The 17545-nt window shown below is 73.7% G+C and carries 17 protein-coding genes; 7 read left to right on the top strand and 10 right to left on the bottom strand.

Annotation, left to right across the window (positions count from 1 at the left end):
- Positions 1 to 3 precede the first annotated feature (3 nt).
- Positions 4 to 909, bottom strand: coding sequence for a class I SAM-dependent methyltransferase (locus tag ACQ393_RS14250; RefSeq protein WP_430647523.1), 906 nt, complete (start codon positions 907 to 909; stop codon positions 4 to 6).
- Positions 910 to 1023: 114 nt separating this feature from the next.
- Here ACQ393_RS14250 and ACQ393_RS14245 point away from each other — a divergent pair, with 114 nt between their 5' ends.
- The 3 genes from ACQ393_RS14245 (at position 1024) to ACQ393_RS14235 (ending at position 4459) form a co-directional block, all read left to right on the top strand.
- On the top strand, positions 1024 to 1980 hold the full coding sequence (locus tag ACQ393_RS14245) for an FKBP-type peptidyl-prolyl cis-trans isomerase (RefSeq protein ID WP_430647522.1): 957 nt from the start codon (positions 1024 to 1026) through the stop codon (positions 1978 to 1980).
- Between the two features lie 175 nt (positions 1981 to 2155).
- A complete protein-coding gene (locus tag ACQ393_RS14240; RefSeq protein ID WP_430647521.1) occupies positions 2156 to 2572 on the top strand; it encodes a transferase in 417 nt (138 codons plus the stop codon).
- A 150-nt stretch (positions 2573 to 2722) separates the two neighbouring features.
- Positions 2723 to 4459 (top strand): glycoside hydrolase family 13 protein, encoded by a 1737-nt coding sequence (locus tag ACQ393_RS14235; protein WP_430647520.1) that lies wholly within the window; start codon positions 2723 to 2725, stop codon positions 4457 to 4459.
- A 21-nt stretch (positions 4460 to 4480) separates the two neighbouring features.
- On the opposite strand, the gene ACQ393_RS14230 is transcribed toward ACQ393_RS14235, so the two are convergent.
- The 7 genes from ACQ393_RS14230 to ACQ393_RS14200 form a co-directional block, all read right to left on the bottom strand.
- Complete coding sequence (locus ACQ393_RS14230) at positions 4481 to 6301, bottom strand: carbohydrate-binding domain-containing protein (protein WP_430647519.1); 1821 nt, start codon at positions 6299 to 6301, stop codon at positions 4481 to 4483.
- Positions 6298 to 7146 carry a polyphosphate polymerase domain-containing protein gene (locus ACQ393_RS14225; RefSeq protein WP_430647518.1) on the bottom strand — a complete coding sequence of 283 codons (849 nt, stop codon included), beginning with the start codon at positions 7144 to 7146 and terminating at the stop codon, positions 6298 to 6300. The genes ACQ393_RS14230 and ACQ393_RS14225 overlap by 4 nt, the downstream gene beginning before the upstream one ends.
- Positions 7143 to 7817, bottom strand: a complete 675-nt coding sequence (locus tag ACQ393_RS14220) for a DUF4956 domain-containing protein (RefSeq protein ID WP_430647517.1) — start codon at positions 7815 to 7817, stop codon at positions 7143 to 7145. Before ACQ393_RS14220 ends, ACQ393_RS14225 begins: the two co-directional genes overlap by 4 nt.
- A 168-nt stretch (positions 7818 to 7985) precedes the next feature.
- Positions 7986 to 8387: a hypothetical protein gene (locus ACQ393_RS14215; protein ID WP_430647516.1), complete on the bottom strand. Its 402-nt coding sequence runs from the start codon at positions 8385 to 8387 to the stop codon at positions 7986 to 7988.
- Between the two features lie 82 nt (positions 8388 to 8469).
- Positions 8470 to 9909 (bottom strand): sensor histidine kinase, encoded by a 1440-nt coding sequence (locus tag ACQ393_RS14210; RefSeq protein WP_430647515.1) that lies wholly within the window; start codon positions 9907 to 9909, stop codon positions 8470 to 8472.
- A complete protein-coding gene (locus ACQ393_RS14205) occupies positions 9902 to 10579 on the bottom strand; it encodes a response regulator transcription factor (RefSeq protein WP_430647594.1) in 678 nt (225 codons plus the stop codon). Before ACQ393_RS14205 ends, ACQ393_RS14210 begins: the two co-directional genes overlap by 8 nt.
- Before the next feature lie 66 nt (positions 10580 to 10645).
- A complete protein-coding gene (locus tag ACQ393_RS14200; protein ID WP_430647514.1) occupies positions 10646 to 11728 on the bottom strand; it encodes an LLM class flavin-dependent oxidoreductase in 1083 nt (360 codons plus the stop codon).
- Positions 11729 to 11968: 240 nt separating this feature from the next.
- Here ACQ393_RS14200 and ACQ393_RS14195 point away from each other — a divergent pair, with 240 nt between their 5' ends.
- Both ACQ393_RS14195 and ACQ393_RS14190 read left to right on the top strand, forming a co-directional pair.
- Positions 11969 to 13501, top strand: coding sequence for an FAD-binding oxidoreductase (locus tag ACQ393_RS14195; RefSeq protein WP_430647513.1), 1533 nt, complete (start codon positions 11969 to 11971; stop codon positions 13499 to 13501).
- A gap of 240 nt (positions 13502 to 13741) precedes the next feature.
- A complete protein-coding gene (locus ACQ393_RS14190) occupies positions 13742 to 14926 on the top strand; it encodes a hypothetical protein (RefSeq protein WP_430647512.1) in 1185 nt (394 codons plus the stop codon).
- Between the two features lie 95 nt (positions 14927 to 15021).
- On the opposite strand, the gene ACQ393_RS14185 is transcribed toward ACQ393_RS14190, so the two are convergent.
- On the bottom strand, positions 15022 to 15528 hold the full coding sequence (locus tag ACQ393_RS14185) for a hypothetical protein (RefSeq protein WP_430647510.1): 507 nt from the start codon (positions 15526 to 15528) through the stop codon (positions 15022 to 15024).
- 75 nt (positions 15529 to 15603) lie between these two features.
- Between ACQ393_RS14185 and ACQ393_RS14180 the strand changes: the two genes are divergently transcribed.
- Positions 15604 to 16605: an LLM class F420-dependent oxidoreductase gene (locus ACQ393_RS14180; protein WP_430647509.1), complete on the top strand. Its 1002-nt coding sequence runs from the start codon at positions 15604 to 15606 to the stop codon at positions 16603 to 16605.
- Between the two features lie 130 nt (positions 16606 to 16735).
- Here ACQ393_RS14180 and ACQ393_RS14175 read toward each other — a convergent pair whose 3' ends face one another.
- Complete coding sequence (locus ACQ393_RS14175; RefSeq protein ID WP_430647507.1) at positions 16736 to 17002, bottom strand: glutaredoxin family protein; 267 nt, start codon at positions 17000 to 17002, stop codon at positions 16736 to 16738.
- A gap of 101 nt (positions 17003 to 17103) precedes the next feature.
- Between ACQ393_RS14175 and ACQ393_RS14170 the strand changes: the two genes are divergently transcribed.
- Positions 17104 to 17541, top strand: coding sequence for a YdeI/OmpD-associated family protein (locus ACQ393_RS14170; RefSeq protein ID WP_430647506.1), 438 nt, complete (start codon positions 17104 to 17106; stop codon positions 17539 to 17541).
- Positions 17542 to 17545: the final 4 nt, after the last annotated feature.

The raw sequence follows: 17545 nt of genomic DNA, 5'->3' as shown, positions 1-17545 counted from the left end.
GGGTCAGGGCTGCTCGGCGGCCGCTCCCGCGTCGGGCTCCGCCGAGTCGGGCTCCGCCGCGTCGGCGAGCCCTGCGTCCTCGGGCCCGGCCCCGTCATCCGGGCGCCGGCCGACCGCGACGAGCGTCGTGATGTCGACGGAGGTCACGTCGTGCTCCGCGATCGCGGCGAGGTACCGCTCGCGCACGCCCTCGACCGCCTCGTCGTCGAGGTCGCCGAGCACCGCCCGAAGGCCGGTGCCGACCACGAGCGCCCACGCGATCTCCGGGGTGAGGTCGAGATGCCTCGGCACGGCCTCGGCGCGAACGTCCACGAGCCCGCGCTCGGCGAGCCAGTGGGCGAAGCCGCCCGCCGTGCCCGCACCGGGCATCACCGGCCCGTCGTCCTCGTCGAGGCTCGGCACGCGCTCGTCGTCGGGCAGCACCGAGGCGAGCAGTCCGGGCAGCGGCTCGAACGCGGCATCCGCCCACACCGTCGCCGCGACCCGCCCGCCCGGTCGCGCGCACTGCACGAGATGCGCGACGCCGGCGGGGACGTCCTCGAAGAAGAACACGCCGAGGACGCACTGGACGAGGTCGTAGCCCGTGTACGGCCACGTCGTCGCGTCGGCCTCGTGCACGCGCAGCCACGGCATGTGCGTGCCCGCGCGCTCCCGCAGCGTGTCGAGCATCGCGCCCGAGCGGTCGACGGCGTCGACGAGGCCGCTCGGCCCCACGAGCTCCGCGGTCGGCAGCGCCGACGCGCCCGCTCCCGCGCAGGCGTCGAGCACGCGTTCGCCGAACTGCGGTGCGGCCCGCAGCACGGTCGCCCGCGAGATCGGATCCCACAGCACCTCGTCGAGCTCCGTGAACGTCGCGGCCGCGTCGCTGAACACGGTCGCCACGTCGGGCTCGGATCCCGCTTCCCCCATGCCCACATCATCGCCCGGCCGGGCGCATTCGGGAAGACTCAGGCAATCGAGACCTCCGCCGTGCAGACTTGTGGTTCACGTCTGCTGTTCGAACCCTGAATCGAGTACCCCTCCATGAATCGTGCCCTGCGTCGTGGCGCGCCCATCGCACTCGCCTCCGTGACCGCCCTCCTGCTCGCCGGCTGCGCCGGCGGCGGTGAGACGCCCGAGCCCACGTCGTCGGAGGCCGCCGCCGCGTGCCTCGAGGTCGAGGCGGGCGAGCAGAGCGACGCCATCGAGGTGTCCGGCGACTTCGGCGGCACGCCCACGGCGACGTTCGAGAGCCCGCTCGAGGCCGAGGAGCTGCAGCGGACCATCGTGACCGAGGGCGACGGCGACGACACCGCCCCCGGCGACCAGGTCAGCGCCCAGGTCACCGCGTTCTCCGGCACGACGGGCGAGCAGCTCTTCTCGCAGCCCGCCACGCTCGAGCTCGCCGAGGGCACGCTCTACGACGGGTTCCGTGCGGGCGCCGACTGCGTGCCGCTCGGCTCGCGGGTCGTCACGGTCGCGCCGGCGGCGTCGATCTACGGCGACGAGGGCAACGAGGGCATCGGCGTCGAGCCGGGGGAGACCCTCGTGATCGTGACCGACGTGCAGGAGCTCGTCGAGCTGCCCGTGCCCGGCGAGTGGACGGAGGACGTCCCGACCGTCGAGTACGCCGAGGACGGCACGCCCACCGTGACCATCCCCGACGCCGAGCCGTCCGACGAGCTGCTCGTGAGCGTCCTCGAGGAGGGCGACGGCGAGGTCGTCACCGAGGACGACACCGTCACCGTCGACTACCAGGGCGTCGTGTGGGAGACCGGTGAGGTCTTCGACCAGAGCTTCGGCAACGCGCCCGTGCCGTTCTCGATCTCGGGCGTCATCCCCGGATTCGGCGCCGCGCTCGTCGGCCAGCCCGTCGGCACGAAGCTGCTCGTGACGATCCCGCCGGCGCTCGGCTACGGCGAGGAGGAGTCCTCGAACGGCCTCGGCGGCCAGACCCTCGTCTTCTACGTCGAGATCACGGAGACCCGCGCCGGCGACTGATCCGCCGGACGGTTCGCCCGCTTCCGTCGCGCCCGCGGCATCCCCCATCGAGGGCGGATGCCGCGGGCGCGGCCGTTCCCGGGCGCCGACCCTGCTCGGCCGCCGGGAATGCCCCGGTCAGCCCCGATGTTGTACCTGTATCCGGAACCCCTACCCGGAACCGAATGGAGGACGAGTGGGCATCAGCTACGTCGAGTTCGAAGACGATGCCGGCATCCTGCGCCGCTACCGCAAGCACGTGAACGGTCGCGGCCTCGTGGCGACGACCGCGAAGGTGGATGCATCGGCATTCGTCGACCCGACCGCATACGTCGACCCCGGCGCCGAGGTGCAGCGCGGAGCGACCCTGTCGCACGGCGCCTGGGTGGAACAGGACGCGATCGTCGCCGAGAACGCGACGATCGGCGTCAACGCGCGCGTGGGCCGCGGCGCCGTCGTCGGGCGCTTCGCCGTCGTCGGGCCGTACGCGGCCGTCGGCGCGGGCGCCCGCGTGCAGAACGGTGCGCGCGTGCCGCGCGAGGCGACCGTCGCGGAGGGCGCGGAGCATCGCGCCTCCGGCGACGACCTGCGTCGGCTGGGCCTCGCGGCCTGAGCCGCGCAGCGCGAGGCGTTCGGCCGAGGCCGCCGCTTCGCAGCAACGGATGCCCCGGGCAGTTGCCCGGGGCATCGTCGTGTCCGGGGCACACCGGGACCGGCGCGTCCACCCCGTGACTCGGCGCGCGCATGCTGCGAGGATCGGGTCATGGCGAACGAACGCGAGCCCAGGCATCCGTCGACCGCCCCGGACTGGTGGAGGTCCGCTGTGGTCTACCAGGTGTATCCCCGGTCCTTCCAGGACTCCGACGGCGACGGGATCGGCGACCTCCGCGGCATCCTGCACCGTCTCGACCACCTCGAACGCCTCGGCGTCGACGTGGTCTGGCTGTCGCCGATCTACCGGTCGCCGCAGGCCGACAACGGCTACGACATCAGCGACTACCGCGACATCGACCCGACGTTCGGCACGCTCGACGACTTCGACGCGCTGCTCGCCGCCATGCACGCCCGGGGCATGCGGCTCGTCATGGACCTCGTGGTGAACCACACGTCCGACGAGCACCCGTGGTTCGTGGAATCCCGGTCGAGCCGTGACGATCCCAAGCGCGACTGGTACTGGTGGCGCCCGCCGCGCGATGGCCTCGCCGGCGGCGCGCCCGGCGCGGAGCCCACGAACTGGCGGTCGTTCTTCTCGGGGCCCACCTGGGAGTGGGACGAGGCGACGGGCGAGTACTACCTGCACCTCTTCGACGTGAAGCAGCCCGACCTCAACTGGGAGAACCCCGAGGTCCGCCACGCGGTGTACGAGATGATGCGCTGGTGGCTCGACCGCGGCGTCGACGGCTTCCGGATGGACGTGATCAACCTGATCTCGAAGCATCCGCACCTGCCCGACGGGCCCGTCCGCGACGGGCGTGCGTACGGCGACGGCGGCGCGTTCTACACCAACGGGCCGCGGCTGCACGAGTTCATGCAGGAGATGCACCGCGAGGTGTTCGACGGACGCGACGGGCTCATCACCGTCGGCGAGACGCCCGGGGTCACCGTGGACGAGGCGCTCCTGTTCACCGACCCCGCACGGCGTGAGGTCGACATGGTGTTCCAGTTCGAGCACGTCGGGCTCGACCACGGCGTCGGCAAGTTCCATCCGCGCCCGCTCGAACCCGGCGAGCTCGCGGCATCCCTCACGAAGTGGCAGGAGGGCCTCGAGGACGTGGGCTGGAACAGCCTCTACCTCGAGAACCACGACCAGGCCCGGTCGGTGAGCCGATTCGGCGACGCCGAGGAGCACTGGTACAGCTCGGCCACCGCGCTCGCGACGATGCTCCACCTGCTGCGCGGGACGCCCTACGTCTACCAGGGCCAGGAGCTCGGGATGACGAACGCGCCGTTCGCCGACATCGGCGACTACCGCGACGTCGAGTCGCTGAACGCGTACGCCGAGGAGGTGGCGAGCGGCACGGCGGCCGCCGACGCCCTCTCCGGCCTGAGCCTGATGAGCCGCGACCACGCCAGGACCCCGATGCAGTGGGATGCCACGCCGAACGGGGGCTTCACGACCGGCATCCCGTGGCTGGCGGTGAACCCGAACCACGCGGACATCAACGCGGCCGCGCAGCTCGGCGACCCGGGCTCGATCTTCGAGTACTACCGACGGCTCATCGCGCTGCGGCATGATCGGCCCGTCGTGGCGCACGGGTCGTTCGAGCGCGTGGATGCCGGGCACCCGGCGATCTTCGCCTTCGAGCGCGTGCTCGACGACGACCGGCTGCTCGTCGTGGTGAACCTCGCGTCCGCCGAGCACGAGCCGGTGTTCCCGGCGGACGTCGCGGAGCGCTGGCGGGACGGGCTGCCGCTGCTCACCAACACGCTTCCCGACGCGCCCGGCGCGTTCGATGCGCCGCTCGCGCCGTGGGAGGCGCGGGTGACCTCGCTCGCCTGACCACCCGCGCCCCCTGGCGGGTCAGCCCCGCGGCGCTGGGGCGCCGCCGCCCATGCCGCCGCCGGGGCCGCCCATGCCCGACACCTGCTCGCCGGCGACCGCCGAGCCGACGCCCGAGCCGTTCGCCGTGACCGTGTAGGCCTCGCCGTTCACGAGGTCGGCGTTCGAGACCGCGAGCGATGCGATCGTCTTCGTCGCCGTGTAGGCCGCGACGACCGTGCCGTCCGAGGAGACGACCTCGAGCGCGGTGCCCGCGGCCACCTGCTGCGAGAACGCGACGAGCACCGACGCCTGCGCGGCATCCGCATCGGGGGCGACGGCCATGCCCGACGAGCCGCCCGCGACGAGCGTGCCGCCCGTGATGTCGAACCCGCCGTCGACGTCGAGCGCGCCGTTGCCCTGGCCGGTCGGGCCGTTCACGACGACGTCGCCGCCCGACATCGCGATGGTGCCGTTCGAGTCGAGGCCGTCGCCTTCGGCGTCGACCACGAGCTCGCCGCCCGAGATCTCGAGCGAGCTGCCGGCGTTCAGGCCGTCGTCCGACGAGGTCGTCGAGATCGTGCCGCCCGCGATCGCGATGGCGTCGGCCTCGAGCGCCTCGTACGAGGTCGTCACGTCGAGCGTGCCGCCCGAGACGGTGAGGGCGACCTCGGCGTGCACGCCGTCGTCGCCGGTCGCAAGCGTGATCGAGCCGTTCGCGAGGTGGGCCGTGTCATCGGTGTGGATGGCGTCGTCGGCCGCATCGACCGCGACCTCGCCGCCGTCGACGATCACCGAGACGGCGCCCGTGACTCCCTTGGTCGAGGTGTCCTCCGAGACGCTGCCGCTCGCCCCGCCGCCGGCGGTCACGTCGAGCGAGCCGCCCCAGATCACGACGTCGGTCGCCGCGTCGAGGCCGTCGCCGCCCGCGTCGACCGTGACCGTGCCGCCCGCGATCGCGAGATAGCCGCGGTCGGCCTCCTCGGCGTCGTCGGCCTTGAGGCCGTCGCCACCGGCGGTGACCGTGACGGTGCCGCCCTCGATCATCACCTCGTCCTTGCCGCGGATGCCGTCGTCGACCGCGTCGACCGTGATCTCGCCGCCCGAGATGAGCAGCCCGTCCTTCGACGTGATGCCGTCGTTGCCGTTGCCCTGCACGGTCAGCGCGCCGCTGCCGGCGATCTCGAGGTCGGCCGCGCTGAACAGCGCGGCGTTGACGTCGGCGTCCTCGGCGTAGCTCGACGTGTCGGACAGCGTGTTCTCGCTACCGTCGGCGAGCACGACCTGCGCGCGGTCGGCGTTCACGATCGCCAGTGCCGCGGTCGAGTCGCTCGAGATGTCGACGCCGTCGAGGATGATCCGCACGAGCCCGTCGTCGGCGGTGTCGACGACCACCTGGCCGGCGAGCTCGCCGCTCAGGCGGTAGGTGCCGGCCGCCGTGATGGTCACGGTGTCGCCGTCGATGCTCACGCCGGCGGCGTCGTCGGCCACCGTCGCCGTGTCGCCGTCGAGCGAGATCTCGACCTCGTCGGCCGTGTCCCAGGTGTCGTCGCCGTCCTCGCCGGGCGGGTCCTCGTTCATGGCCATGGCCTCGGCGGCGGTGACGCCGGGGTCGACGGATGCCGCGGCCGCGAGCGACACGGTCGAGTCGCCGCTCGACGACCCGTCGTCGGTGGCCGCGGTGTTCGTCGCCGTGCAGCCGGCCAACACGAGCGTGCCGGCGAGCACGATCGGCGCGACGTGTGCGGCCGCGAGCCGGGGGCGGCGTGCGGCCGTGGCGGGCGAGGCACCGCCGTCGGCGGAGGCGGAGGCGGAGGCGGACGCGGAGTCGGAGGCGGATCGGGGGAAGCCGAAGGGGGTCATGGTGCGGTCCTTTCATGGACGGTCGAATCGGTGCGGAAGTGGCGGTCGAGGACCCGCGTCCAGCGGTTGGCCGGCAGGTCGGGGCGGATGGCGGCGAGGCCCGTGGCGTACTTGGAGACGCGCATCGGCCGATGTCCGGCCGCCCACAGCAGCCGGTCGACGGCGCCGGCCTGCGAGCCGGACTTCGTCTCGACGATCGCCGAGGCGGGCGTGCGGAGCATGCGTCCGAACCGGCCGTCGACGCCGCGGTCGAACCAGGCGAGGTCGACGTCGATCGTTGCGCGGCTCGCGTGCCGCCCCGGCTCCGCCGGGAGCAGCAGCGTCGCACGTCGGTAGGAGGTCGTGAGCACGGGGTCGAGGCTCGCGCGTCCCAGCTCGCCGATGCCCGCTTCGGCGAGCACCTGATCGGCGTACGCGCGGGCCTCCCCGGAGAGCGCGTCGGTCGAGGCCGGGTCGACCGCGATGCGGTCCTTGACCGTGAGCGCCCGGCCGCCGCGCGTCTTGACCTCGAGGAAGCTCGCCTCGGACTCGAGGTACGACCGCGTGCGGATCTTGAAGCGCCGCCGCCGGGCATGCGCCGCGAGGCGGAAGCTCGTGAGTTCGGGGGTGTCGAAGTACACCGACTCGTACGCGCTCGCCCGGGTGCCGCCGAGGTCGAGCACGCGCACGCCGTCGGGCAGGCGCTCGAGGATCCGGGGCAGCGCCGCGATCGGCAGCATGTACTTGCGGTCGATGCGGGTCTGCAGTTCGGCCTCGGCGTTCAGGCCCTCGAGATCGATCCCCTCGACCTCGTCGAGCAGTTCCAAGGCCTCCGGGGTGACGGATGCCGCGTGCCGCGCGGTCATCGAGCCGCGCCCTCGTGCTGGGCCGTGCGGGCGTCGACCTCGGCGGGGACGCCGACGACGCCGGAGGCGATCGGCTGCGCGGGACGGCGTGCCGAGGCATCCGCTCGATTCGACCTCGGCGCGTCGAAGCGCACCGTGACCGTCGTCGAGTCGTTGACGAGGTCGAGTTCGTCGACGCGGGCGGAGCGGATGCGCGCACCGAGCAGCGCGCCCAGGTGGTCGTGCAGCTCGCGCTCGTCGTGGAACGCCCGATCGAGCACGAGCACCTGCTGGCGCGACCGACGGAACAGCCCCGGGTGGTCGCCGACGGCGAGCACCGCGAGCACGAGCGCCATGAGCCCGATCATCAGCCAGCCGAGGCTCGCTCCGAGCCCGCCGAGGAGCCCGATCGCGAGTGCCGCGAAGTAGTACGCGACCTCGTGCTGCTCGATCTCGCTCGACCGCAGCCGGATGATCGACAGCACGCCGAACAGGCCCAACCCGAGGCCGGCGCCGATCGTGCTCGAGCCGAGCACGATCGAGACCGCGAGCACGCCCACGTTGACCGTCAGGTACGCGACGACGAGGTCGCGACGGCGGTGCCGTGGGAAGTAGAGGGCGAAGACGAGCAGGGCGACGGCGACGAGGTCGGCGACGATGAGGACGGCGACGATGAGGAAGGTCTGATCCACGATGGGGCTCCGTAGGTGTGCTGGAGTACCCATCACGCCGTATCGGTCGAGGCGGGACCTGTGCCGAGCCCATGCGCTTCCTATGAGGCCCGTGCGCGTCGGCCGGGAACGACGAGACGGGGCGCCCCGGGTCGGACCCGGGGCGCCCCGTCGTGCGCGATGCGGAGGTCAGTCGTCGTCGCCGTCCGCGTCGTCGTCCTCGTCGGCGTCGTCGTCCTCGACGGTCACGACGCCGAAGTCCTCGTCGAGCGAGACCTCGACGTACGTGCCCGAGTCGAGCTTCACGTCGACCTCGTACGCGACCGGCCGGTCGCCCTCGCGGTCGTCCTCGCGCTCGGCGTCGACGACCTCGCCCTCGCCGGTCTCCGCCAGCGCGGCGTCCGTCGCCCGCTCGAGGTCCGCGCCCGTGAGCCGCTCGCTCGCCTCGTCCTCCGATCCGGACCCCTGCGACGAGCCGGCGGGCTCGTCCGTCTCGAAGCCGTCGGTCGCGGCGTAGGCGATCGCAGTGCCGCCGAGGGCGAGCACGCCGGCGGCCGCGGCGGACGTGATCCAGATGGTGCGCTTCTTCATGGTCGTGCCTCCCGTTCATTCGGTTCGACCCCAGACTCGCGGGGCGGCGCTGAAGCCAGCCTGAAGCGTCCTGAACGCGGTTTCAGCGAGCGGATGCCGCGCCCGGCAGCCGCACGCAGAGGCGCGCGCCGCCCGAGGGCGCGCCCGCCACCTGCACCTCGCCGCCGTGTGCGCGCGCGATCTCGCGCACGATCGACAGCCCGAGGCCGCTGCCGCCGGTGTCGCGCGCGCGGGCGTCGTCGAGCCGGACGAACCGGTCGAAGACGCGGTCGCGCTCGGCGGGCGGGATGCCGTCGCCGTCGTCGTCGACCGTGATGAGCGCGGCGTCGGGGCCGTCGCCGTCGGCGGACTCGGGGGAGACGGCGAGCCCGATCCCGGAGCGCGCATGCCGCGCGGCGTTGTCGACGAGGTTGCGGACGAGCTGCGCGAGCAGCGCGGCATCCCCGCGCACCCGGGTCGCCCGCACGCCGGAGGTGTCCACCGCGATCCCGCCCGCACCGCGGACGCGGGCGGCCTCGGCGAGCAGCAGGTCGTCGAGGTCCACCTCCGCGGCGTCGGGACGCAGCGCGCCCTCATCGGCGCGCGCGAGCACGAGCATGCCCCGCACGAGCCGCTCGAGCCGGCCGCCCTCCTCGAGCACCACCTCGCCGAGCTCGCGGTCGTCGACCCGCTCGGGGTGCGCACGAGCGAGCTCGGCGTACTGCCGGAGGGTCGCGAGCGGTGACTTCAGCTCGTGGGACGCGTCGGAGACGAACCGCCGCTGCGTCGCCTGCGCCGACTCGAGACGGCCGAGCATGTCGTTGAGGGTGTGGGCCAGCCGCGCGATCTCGTCGCCCGTCGCCGGCTCGTCGAGACGGTCGGCGAGCGTGCTCGCGGTGACCGCGTCGACCTGGCGGCGCATGCGCTCGACGGGGGCGAGGGAGCGGCCCACCACGACCCGCGCGGTGAGCGCCACGAGGGCGACGAGCACCGGCACGGACACCGCCAGCAGCTGCGCGACGGTGGCGAGCGTGTCGTCGACGGGCTCGGTGCTGCGGCCGACGACCACGGCGAACTCGTCGCCGTCGTCGCCGTCGTCGTCGCTGTCTCCGTCTCCGTCTCCGTCGCCGTCGCCTGTGCCGTCGACGGCGTCCTCGCGGGCGACGACGTACGTCTCGTCGTCGACGCGCAGGCGCTCGCCGTCCCGCAGCGCGGCCGCAGCGCCGGGCGCGTCCTCGCTCGCCGCGACGACCGAGCCGCCGTCGTCGACGAGGAGCACGATGCGGTCGTCGTCGAGCTCGCCGAGGTCGCCGAGCGCGGACCGGCCGCCCGCCTCGACCTGCGCTGCGAGCGCCGCCGCATCCTGTTCGGCCGACGCCTGCAGCCCGTCGAGGAGCGAGGCGCGCAGGACGAACCAGAAGACCGCTGCGCCGATGACGAGTGCGACCGCGACGACGGATGCGGCGGCGAGCGTGATGCGCCCGCGCACCCCCATACGACGGCGCGAGCCCGCGGCATCCGCTCGGCCCCGGGACTCAGCCACCGTCGACCGCCAGCCGGTAGCCCGCACCGCGGAGCGTCTGGATGCCGTCGCGCCCGAACGGACGGTCGACCTTGTTCCGCAGGTGCCGGATGTACACCTCGACGATGTTCGGGTCGCCGTCGAAGTCGAAGTCCCACACGCCCTCGAGGATCTCGCGCTTGGCCACCACCTCGCCCGCCCGCCGGATGAGGAACTCGAGCACCGCGAACTCGCGCGCCGTCAGCTCCACGGGAGCGTCGCCGCGGCGCACCGCGCGGGTGGCGGGGTCGAGCTCGAGATCGCCCGCCGTGAGCACCGCGGGCCGCGGCGCCGCACCGCGCCGGATCAGCGCGCGAACGCGTGCGACGAGCACCGCGAACGAGAACGGCTTCGTGAGGTAGTCGTCGGCCCCCGTGTCGAGGGCCTCGACCTGGTCCCACTCGCCGTCCTTCGCGGTGAGCATGAGCACGGGCGTCCAGTCGTCCGCATCGCGGAGCGCTCGGCAGACGAGGTAGCCGTTGAGGCCCGGGAGCATGATGTCGAGCAGGATCGCCGCGTACCGGTTCTCCCGCGCGAGCCACAGCCCGTCGGTGCCGGTCGCGGCGACGTCGACCGCGAACCCCTCCGCCTCGAGGCCGCGCTTCAGGCCCTCGGCGAGGCGCGTCTCGTCCTCGACCACCAGCAGCCGCACCCGATCACCGTCCTCCGTCGCGCCCATCCTCGCGGATGCGCGCTGAAGCGCGGCTGAAGCTCGCGGCTACGCGCTTCGGTCGGCGGGTCGGTCGGCGGGTCGGTCGGCGAGGCGGTCGGCGAGCAGCTCGAGCGTGCGCACGCGGCCGGGCGTGGCATCCGCCGGCTCGTCGGCCCGGCTGCCCGCGACCGGGGCGAGCATCACCTCGTCGATGCCGTGCCGGTCGGCGAGGGCGCGCACGGCGGATGCCGCGGCATCCGCATCGCCGATCACCCAGCGCGAGCGCATGCGTGCGATGACGTCCTCGGCGTCGGAGTCGCGCGGGGCGGCCTGCGCCTCCTCGACGGTCTCGAGCGCGCGCATCGGCCGGTTCAGGCGAAGGCGGGCCATCGCCCGCAGCTGCGGCAGCGCCCGCGCGTCGGCCTCGTCGACCGTGTCGGCGACGACCGCGTTCAGCGTGAGGAACGTCTGCGGCGACGGATGCCGCTCGCTCGCCCGGTACTCGGACCGGTAGAGCTCGAGCGCCCGCTCGAGGCCCTCGCCCGAGAAGTGGTTCGCGAACACGTACGGCAGGCCGAGCTCGGCGGCGAGCTTCGCGGAGTAGTCGGAGCTGCCGAGCAGCCACAGCGTCGGCACGTCCGTCGCGGCGGGCGTCGCCTGGATCGGGTACTCGCGGCCGCTGGTGAGGCGCAGGGTCGCACCGTCCGGCGACAGCAGGCTCAGGATGTCGGCGACGTGGTCGGGGAACCGGTCGACGTCGGCCGTCGGACCGCTGATGCGCAGCAGCTGCGTGATCACCGGATCGCTGCCCGGTGCGCGACCGATGCCGAGGTCGATGCGGCCCGGCGCGAGCGCCTCGAGCGCCGCGAACTGCTCGGCCACGACGAGCGGCGCGTGGTTCGGCAGCATCACGCCGCCCGACCCGACCCGGATGCGCTCGGTGCGGGCCGCGGTCGCGGCGATCAGCACGGGCGGCGTCGTCGACGCGACGGACGGCATGTTGTGGTGCTCGGCGAACCAGTACCGCGTGAAGCCGAGGCGGTCGGCCGCCTGCGCGAGGGCGACGGATGCCGCGACGGCGCCGGCCGAGGACTGGCCGTTCCGCACCGGGACGAGATCGAGGACCGAGAGGCGAGGGGAGGGAGACATCCCCACCTGCAACCGGGGTCGCGGGCTCGCTATTCCGGGGCGCGCACCCGCCGCGAGACGGCCGAAGCCTCGGGATAACCCTGAGCCGATCGGCGGGATCGTCCTGATCTCCGGCGCCCGCCCGCGCCGTTGTATTGGAGTCGCGTCGTGAGCGCCCCCGGTGAACCGGGCGGCCGTCGGACCAGGCCGCATCGGCGGCCGCCGCCCGGCCCGCGACATCACCCCGTGAAAGGACCACCAGTGAACCCGCTTGCCTCCGAGACCGTCGCTGCCGAGACCGCGGCGGCCACCGAGACCACCGCCGCCCCGGCTTCGGCCGCGCCGGCTTCGGCCGCCTCGTCCGGCGCCGAGGCATCCGCCGCGTCCCTGTCGCTCCGCGAGTCGTTCGCGATGCTCGCCGACCGCCTCGACGGCCGCCTCTCCCTCCCGGGCGAGGCCGGCTACGACTCCGACCGCCTCGCCTGGAACCTCGCGGTCGACCAGCGGCCCGCCGCGGTCGTCGTCGCCGCGTCGGTCGCCGACGTCGCGCGGACCGTTCGCGCCGCCCGTGAGCTCGGCCTCGCGGTCGCCCCGCAGGCGACCGGCCACAACGCCGGGCCCCTCGCCGAGGACCACGGCCTCGCCGACGCGATCCTCCTCCGCACGCACGAGCTGCGCGCCGTCGAGGTCCGCCCGACCCAGCGCCTCGCGCGCGTCGAGCCCGGCGCGGTGTGGGGCGACGTCGTCGCCGCGGCCGCGCGGCACGGGCTCGCCGCGCTCGCCGGCTCCTCGCATGACGTCGGCGTCGTCGGCTACACGCTCGGCGGCGGCGTGTCCTTCCTCGGTCGCGCGCACGGCCTCGCCGCCAACCACGTCACGGCCGTCGAGCTCGTGACCGCCGACGGCGAGTTCCGCCGGGTCGACGCGCAGCACGACGCCGAGCTCTTCTGGGCCGTCCGCGGCGGCGGCGGCGACTTCGGCATCGTCACGGCGCTCGAGTTCGGGCTGTTCGAGATCGAGCAGGTCGTCGCCGGCGCGCTGTTCTTCCCGATCGAGCGCACCGAGGAGGTGCTGCAGGCCTGGGCCGAGTGGACGCGCTCGGTGCCCGACACCGTCACCTCCGTCGGGCGCGTCCTGCGCCTCCCGCCGATGCCCGAGCTCCCGCCGTTCCTGTCGGGGAAGTCGTTCGTGCTCGTCGAGGCCGTCATCCAGGAGGAGCTCGAGCGCGCCGACGCGCTGCTCGCGCCGCTCCGCGCCCTCGAGCCGGCCATGGACACCGTCCACCCGCAGGCGCCCGCCGAGCTGCTCCAGCTGCACATGGACCCGCCCGGCCCGACGCCCGGGCACGGCGACGGCATGATGCTCGCCGACCTGCCCGCCGAGGCGATCCGCGCGTTCGTCGCCGCGGTCGGCCCGGACGCCGACACGGCGCTGCTGTCCACGGAGATCCGCCACCTCGGCGGGGCGTTCGCCCCGTCGGCCGCGCTCGAGGTCGCGGCCGACCGCGGCCTGCCGATCCCCGGCGCCGTCGGCGGCCTCGAGGCCGAGTACCTCGTGTACGCCGTCGGCATCGCCGTGCCCGAGGCCCACGAGGCGCTCGTCGCCTCGCTCGGACGGCTGCTCTCCCGCATCGAGCCGTGGCGCGCCGCCGTCGAGTACCTGAACTTCGCCGAGCGCCAGACGACGGGCTCGCGGTTCTTCGGCGACGACGGACGGCTGGCACGGCTGCGGGCGGTCAAGCAGGCCGTCGACCCCACGGGCGTCATCCGCTCGAATCACCCGGTCGGGCGCTGAGCGGTCGACATCGGGCGACACGGGGCGACGGGCCCGGCGACCACGCCGGGCCCGTCGCCGCACGTCCCGGCGCGCCGCGGCATCCGTGCCCGCGGCGCCGAACGCGACCCGGACGCGCCCGGAAGCGCCCGAACGCGACCCGGACGCGCCCGAGTGGCGACTGGGTCTGTCGGTTCGGCGCCGAGGTTCCTAGGCTGGGGAGACGCGACGACGTCGTCGCCGGACCTGGGGGAGGGACGAATGACGGTTCACCATGAGCTGCCCACCACGACCGATTTCACGACACTGGCGGGGGAGCATCACCCGGCGATCACGATCTACGCGGCCACGTCGCCCGTGGTCAGCGAGCGGGAACGCGCGGAGGTCGCCGTGAAGAGCGCCTTCGACGAGGCCATCGACCGGCTCCGTTCCGACGGGGCCGACCCGGGCGAGGTCGACGCCCTCAAGTCCCAGCGCGACGCCGTGCTCGGCGACCGCTCGCTGTGGGCGGGCCTCTCGCGGTCGCTCGCGATCTTCGTCGCACCCGGCTTCTCCGACGTCTACGTGCTGCCGAACCGCCTCGACGATGCGGTGCATGCGGGCTCCCATTTCGTGCTCGGGCAGCTGCTCCGGGCGCCGAGCCAGGACCAGGAGGCCTTCGCGGTCACGCTGTCCTCCAACGAGTGGGCGCTGTGGCATGCGCTGCCGACCGCCCGCGCCGAGCAGATGCCGCTCGACCCCGACCTGCCGCGCAACGTCGACGAGGCCGCCAACCGCGTGCCGGGAGACGTCGGCCAGCGCCGCCAGGGCGGCCACGGCGACCGCGGCACGAACGAGGGCGACCGCCGTCCCGAGATCCACGGCATCTACGCCAAGCGCGTCGCCGACGCCGTGTGGCACGAGCTGCACGAGCACGACCCCGACGGGCGGGTGCCGCTGTTCGTCTTCGCGGCCGAGCCGCTGCTCAGCGCCTTCCTCGACCGCGCCCACAACGGGCGCCGGGTCGTGGGCGTGCAGGGCGGCTCGGACCGGCTCGGCGCCGCCGAGATCGACGGGGAGCTGCGCCAGCAGCTCGCGCAGCTCAACGTCAACGAGGCGAAGACGGCCCTGAAGGACCTGGCCGACGGCAGCGCCGGCCGCGTCGAGCGCGACCTCGCCGCGATCGGGCGCCTCGCCGCCGAGGGGGCCGTCGAGCGGCTGTGGTTCGACTTCACCACGTCGGTGAACGGCACGCTCGACCACGAATCCGGTGCGATCGAGTTCGCCACGGGGCAGGGTGACGGCGATGCGCTCTCCGACGGCCGGCACGCCGGCGACCTCCTGCCCGAGCTCGCGATGCTCGTCATCGCGCGGGGCGGCAAGGTCGTCACGGTGCGCGGCGACGACCTCGACGACGCCGTCTGGGATGGGCCGGCGATGGCCGAGCTGCGGTTCGCGCTCACCTGACCGCGGTCGGGCAGCGGCGCCGGCCGTCGGTCGGCGCCGCCGCGCGGGGAGCTGGCGAGCTGCGCCGCACCGCCGCCCAGCGGCGGCTCGCGTCGTCAGACGGCGACCGCGAACCGGGGCGTGAGGTCGGGGAACGCGGCGCGCAGTGCGCGGAAGGCGCGGCGCGCGGCATCCGCCATCGCATGCGCGCCGACGGGCAGCGCGCGACCCGCGACCTGGGATCGCCGGCGCGTCGTCGCGCGCGCGCCCGCGCCGAACGAGTCGTCGGCCTCGAGCACCGGGAGGACGACCGCGGGCTGGCACTCGAGGTGCACCTCCACCTCGCGCGTCCGCTCGTCCTCGATGATCGCCTCGAACGGGACGCGGACGTGGCGGAACCGTCCACGGCGCCGCGGTGGGGCCGAGCGCAGGCCGATGGCGAGACGGTCGGCCGGGGCGCCGCCGAACGGCGTGCGGCCGACCGCGACGACGTCGACGCGCCACAGTTCGCTGGGGCAGGTCGCGACACCCGAGAGATGGATGACGCGGATGCCGCCGGACGTGACCGCGACGGCGGCGAGGTCGTCGACGAGGACGTGCGCGTGATCGATCGTATGGGCCATGTTCGCTGACGCTACGGATGTCAAGGGCCGCCGACATCAGTGCTGGCGCTGAGATCGCGACCGTAGGCTGGCGGGATGCGATTCGGATTCTTCGTACCCCAGGGATGGCGCCACGACCTCGTCGGCATCGAGCCGGCCGACCACTGGTCGACGATGCACGGACTCGCCGGGTTCGCCGACCGCGAGGACTCGCCCTGGGAGTCGATCTGGGTCTACGACCACTTCCACACCGTGCCCGCACCGAGCGAGACGGAGGCGACGCACGAGGCGTGGTCGCTCATGGCCGCGTACGCGGCGTCGACCTCGCGCGTGCGCCTCGGGCAGATGTGCACGTGCATGGCCTACCGCAACCCGGCGTACCTCGCGAAGGTCGCGGCGACCGTCGACGTCGTCTCCGGCGGACGGCTCGAGATGGGCATCGGCGCCGGGTGGTACGAGCACGAGTGGCGCGCGTACGGCTACGGGTTCCCCGACGCGCCCGAGCGGCTCCGCATGCTGCGCGAGGGCGTCGAGATCATGCACCAGGCCTGGACGACGGGTCGCGCGACCTTCTCGGGCGAGCACTACACGGTCGACGGGGCCGTCTTCCAGCCGCAGCCCCTCCAGGAGGGCGGCATTCCCATGTGGGTCGCCGGCGGCGGCGAGAAGGTCACGCTGAAGATCGCCGCGAAGTACGCCTCGTACACGAACTTCTACGGCGACCCCGAGGAGTTCAGCCACAAGAGCGAGGTGCTGCGCGGGCACACCGACCGGCTCGGTCGCGACTTCTCGTCGATCGTGCGGAGCGCCAACTTCAACACGGTGATCGGGGAGACCGAGGCCGACGTCGAGCGGCGGCTCGAGGCCATCGAGGCCCGCGTCGCGGGCGCGGCGGGCGACGCCGTCGCGCGGAAGTTCATCCACGACTTCCGGTCGGATGCCGCGATCGCGGTCGGCACGCCGGCGCAGGTCGTCGAGAAGCTGCTCGACATGCGTTCGCGCGGCCTCGGCTACGCGATCCACTACTTCCCGGAGGCGGCCTACGACCGCTCGGGCCTCGAACTCTTCGAGCGCGAGATCATCCCCGCCCTCACCTGACGGCTCCTGATTCCCTGCGTTCGGTGCCTTTCTCAGGAGGTCTTCGCCGGATGCTGCGTTTCTCAGGAGGACACGCCGCGGATTGCGGCGACACGCCGGAAACCTCCTGCGAAACGCATCTCACGCGCGGTCAGGCGGCGTCGAGCTTGGCGGCGAGTTCCGCGTCCGTGGGCTCGGTGAAGTGCGTGCCGTCGGGGAAGACGACGACGGGGATGTTCGTGCGACCCGAGATCGCCTTCGCGCGGTCGGCGCCGTCGGCGACGTCCATCAGGTCGACGTACTCGTAGTCCACGCCGCGACGGTCGAGCAGGGCCTTCGAGCGGCGGCAGTCGCCGCACCACTCGGCGCCGTACATCGTGATGCGGGCAGGGTTCAGGTCAGTCGTGGGGGAGGTCATGCAGATAACCTACGTGGGTATCCTGTGCCGTATTCCCAGCGAGCGAGCGGATGCCGCGCCGCGGGGTTCCGCGCCGGTGCGGCGAGTGCGAGGCTCGTGGCATGCAGTTCGAGACCACGATGTTCCAGACCGGCGACAACACCGGCATCGAGGTGCCGGCCGACGTCGTCGAGGCACTCGGCGGCGGACGGCGCGCACCCGTCGTCGTGCGGGTCAACGGGTACGAGTACCGCAGCACGCTCGCGGTGATGGGCGGCCGCCACCTGATCCCCTTCAGCTCCGACAAGCGCAGGGCGACCGGGATCTCCGGCGGCGACGCGATCTCGGTGGAGCTCGAGCTGGACACCGCGCCGCGGACGGTCGAGCCGCCCGAGGACCTCGCCGCGGCGCTCGACGCGACGCCCCGCGCCCGCGAGGCGTTCGATCGGCTCGCGCCGAGCCGCCGGAAGGCGCACGTCACCGCGATCACCGAGGCGAAGTCCCCGGAGACCCGGGCCCGGCGCATCGCGAAGGCCGTCGAGCAGCTCGTCGTCGGCTGACGCG

This window comes from Agromyces sp. GXS1127 (genome assembly GCF_050565425.1).
GTDB lineage: Bacteria > Actinomycetota > Actinomycetes > Actinomycetales > Microbacteriaceae > Agromyces.
This window is presented reverse-complemented; position numbering and strand designations above follow the sequence as displayed.

Excerpts from the sequence above, each read along its gene's own strand:
- ACQ393_RS14250 (WP_430647523.1), bottom strand. The coding sequence starts at position 909 with ATGGGGGAAGCGGGATCCGAGCCCGACGTGGCGACCGTGTTCAGCGAC.
- ACQ393_RS14245 (WP_430647522.1), top strand. The coding sequence starts at position 1,024 with ATGAATCGTGCCCTGCGTCGTGGCGCGCCCATCGCACTCGCCTCCGTG.
- ACQ393_RS14235 (WP_430647520.1), top strand. The coding sequence starts at position 2,723 with ATGGCGAACGAACGCGAGCCCAGGCATCCGTCGACCGCCCCGGACTGG.
- ACQ393_RS14230 (WP_430647519.1), bottom strand. The coding sequence starts at position 6,301 with ATGACCCCCTTCGGCTTCCCCCGATCCGCCTCCGACTCCGCGTCCGCC.
- ACQ393_RS14225 (WP_430647518.1), bottom strand. The coding sequence starts at position 7,146 with ATGACCGCGCGGCACGCGGCATCCGTCACCCCGGAGGCCTTGGAACTG.
- ACQ393_RS14215 (WP_430647516.1), bottom strand. The coding sequence starts at position 8,387 with ATGAAGAAGCGCACCATCTGGATCACGTCCGCCGCGGCCGCCGGCGTG.
- ACQ393_RS14200 (WP_430647514.1), bottom strand. The coding sequence starts at position 11,728 with ATGTCTCCCTCCCCTCGCCTCTCGGTCCTCGATCTCGTCCCGGTGCGG.
- ACQ393_RS14190 (WP_430647512.1), top strand. The coding sequence starts at position 13,742 with ATGACGGTTCACCATGAGCTGCCCACCACGACCGATTTCACGACACTG.
- ACQ393_RS14185 (WP_430647510.1), bottom strand. The coding sequence starts at position 15,528 with ATGGCCCATACGATCGATCACGCGCACGTCCTCGTCGACGACCTCGCC.
- ACQ393_RS14180 (WP_430647509.1), top strand. The coding sequence starts at position 15,604 with ATGCGATTCGGATTCTTCGTACCCCAGGGATGGCGCCACGACCTCGTC.
- ACQ393_RS14175 (WP_430647507.1), bottom strand. The coding sequence starts at position 17,002 with ATGACCTCCCCCACGACTGACCTGAACCCTGCCCGCATCACGATGTAC.
- ACQ393_RS14170 (WP_430647506.1), top strand. The coding sequence starts at position 17,104 with ATGCAGTTCGAGACCACGATGTTCCAGACCGGCGACAACACCGGCATC.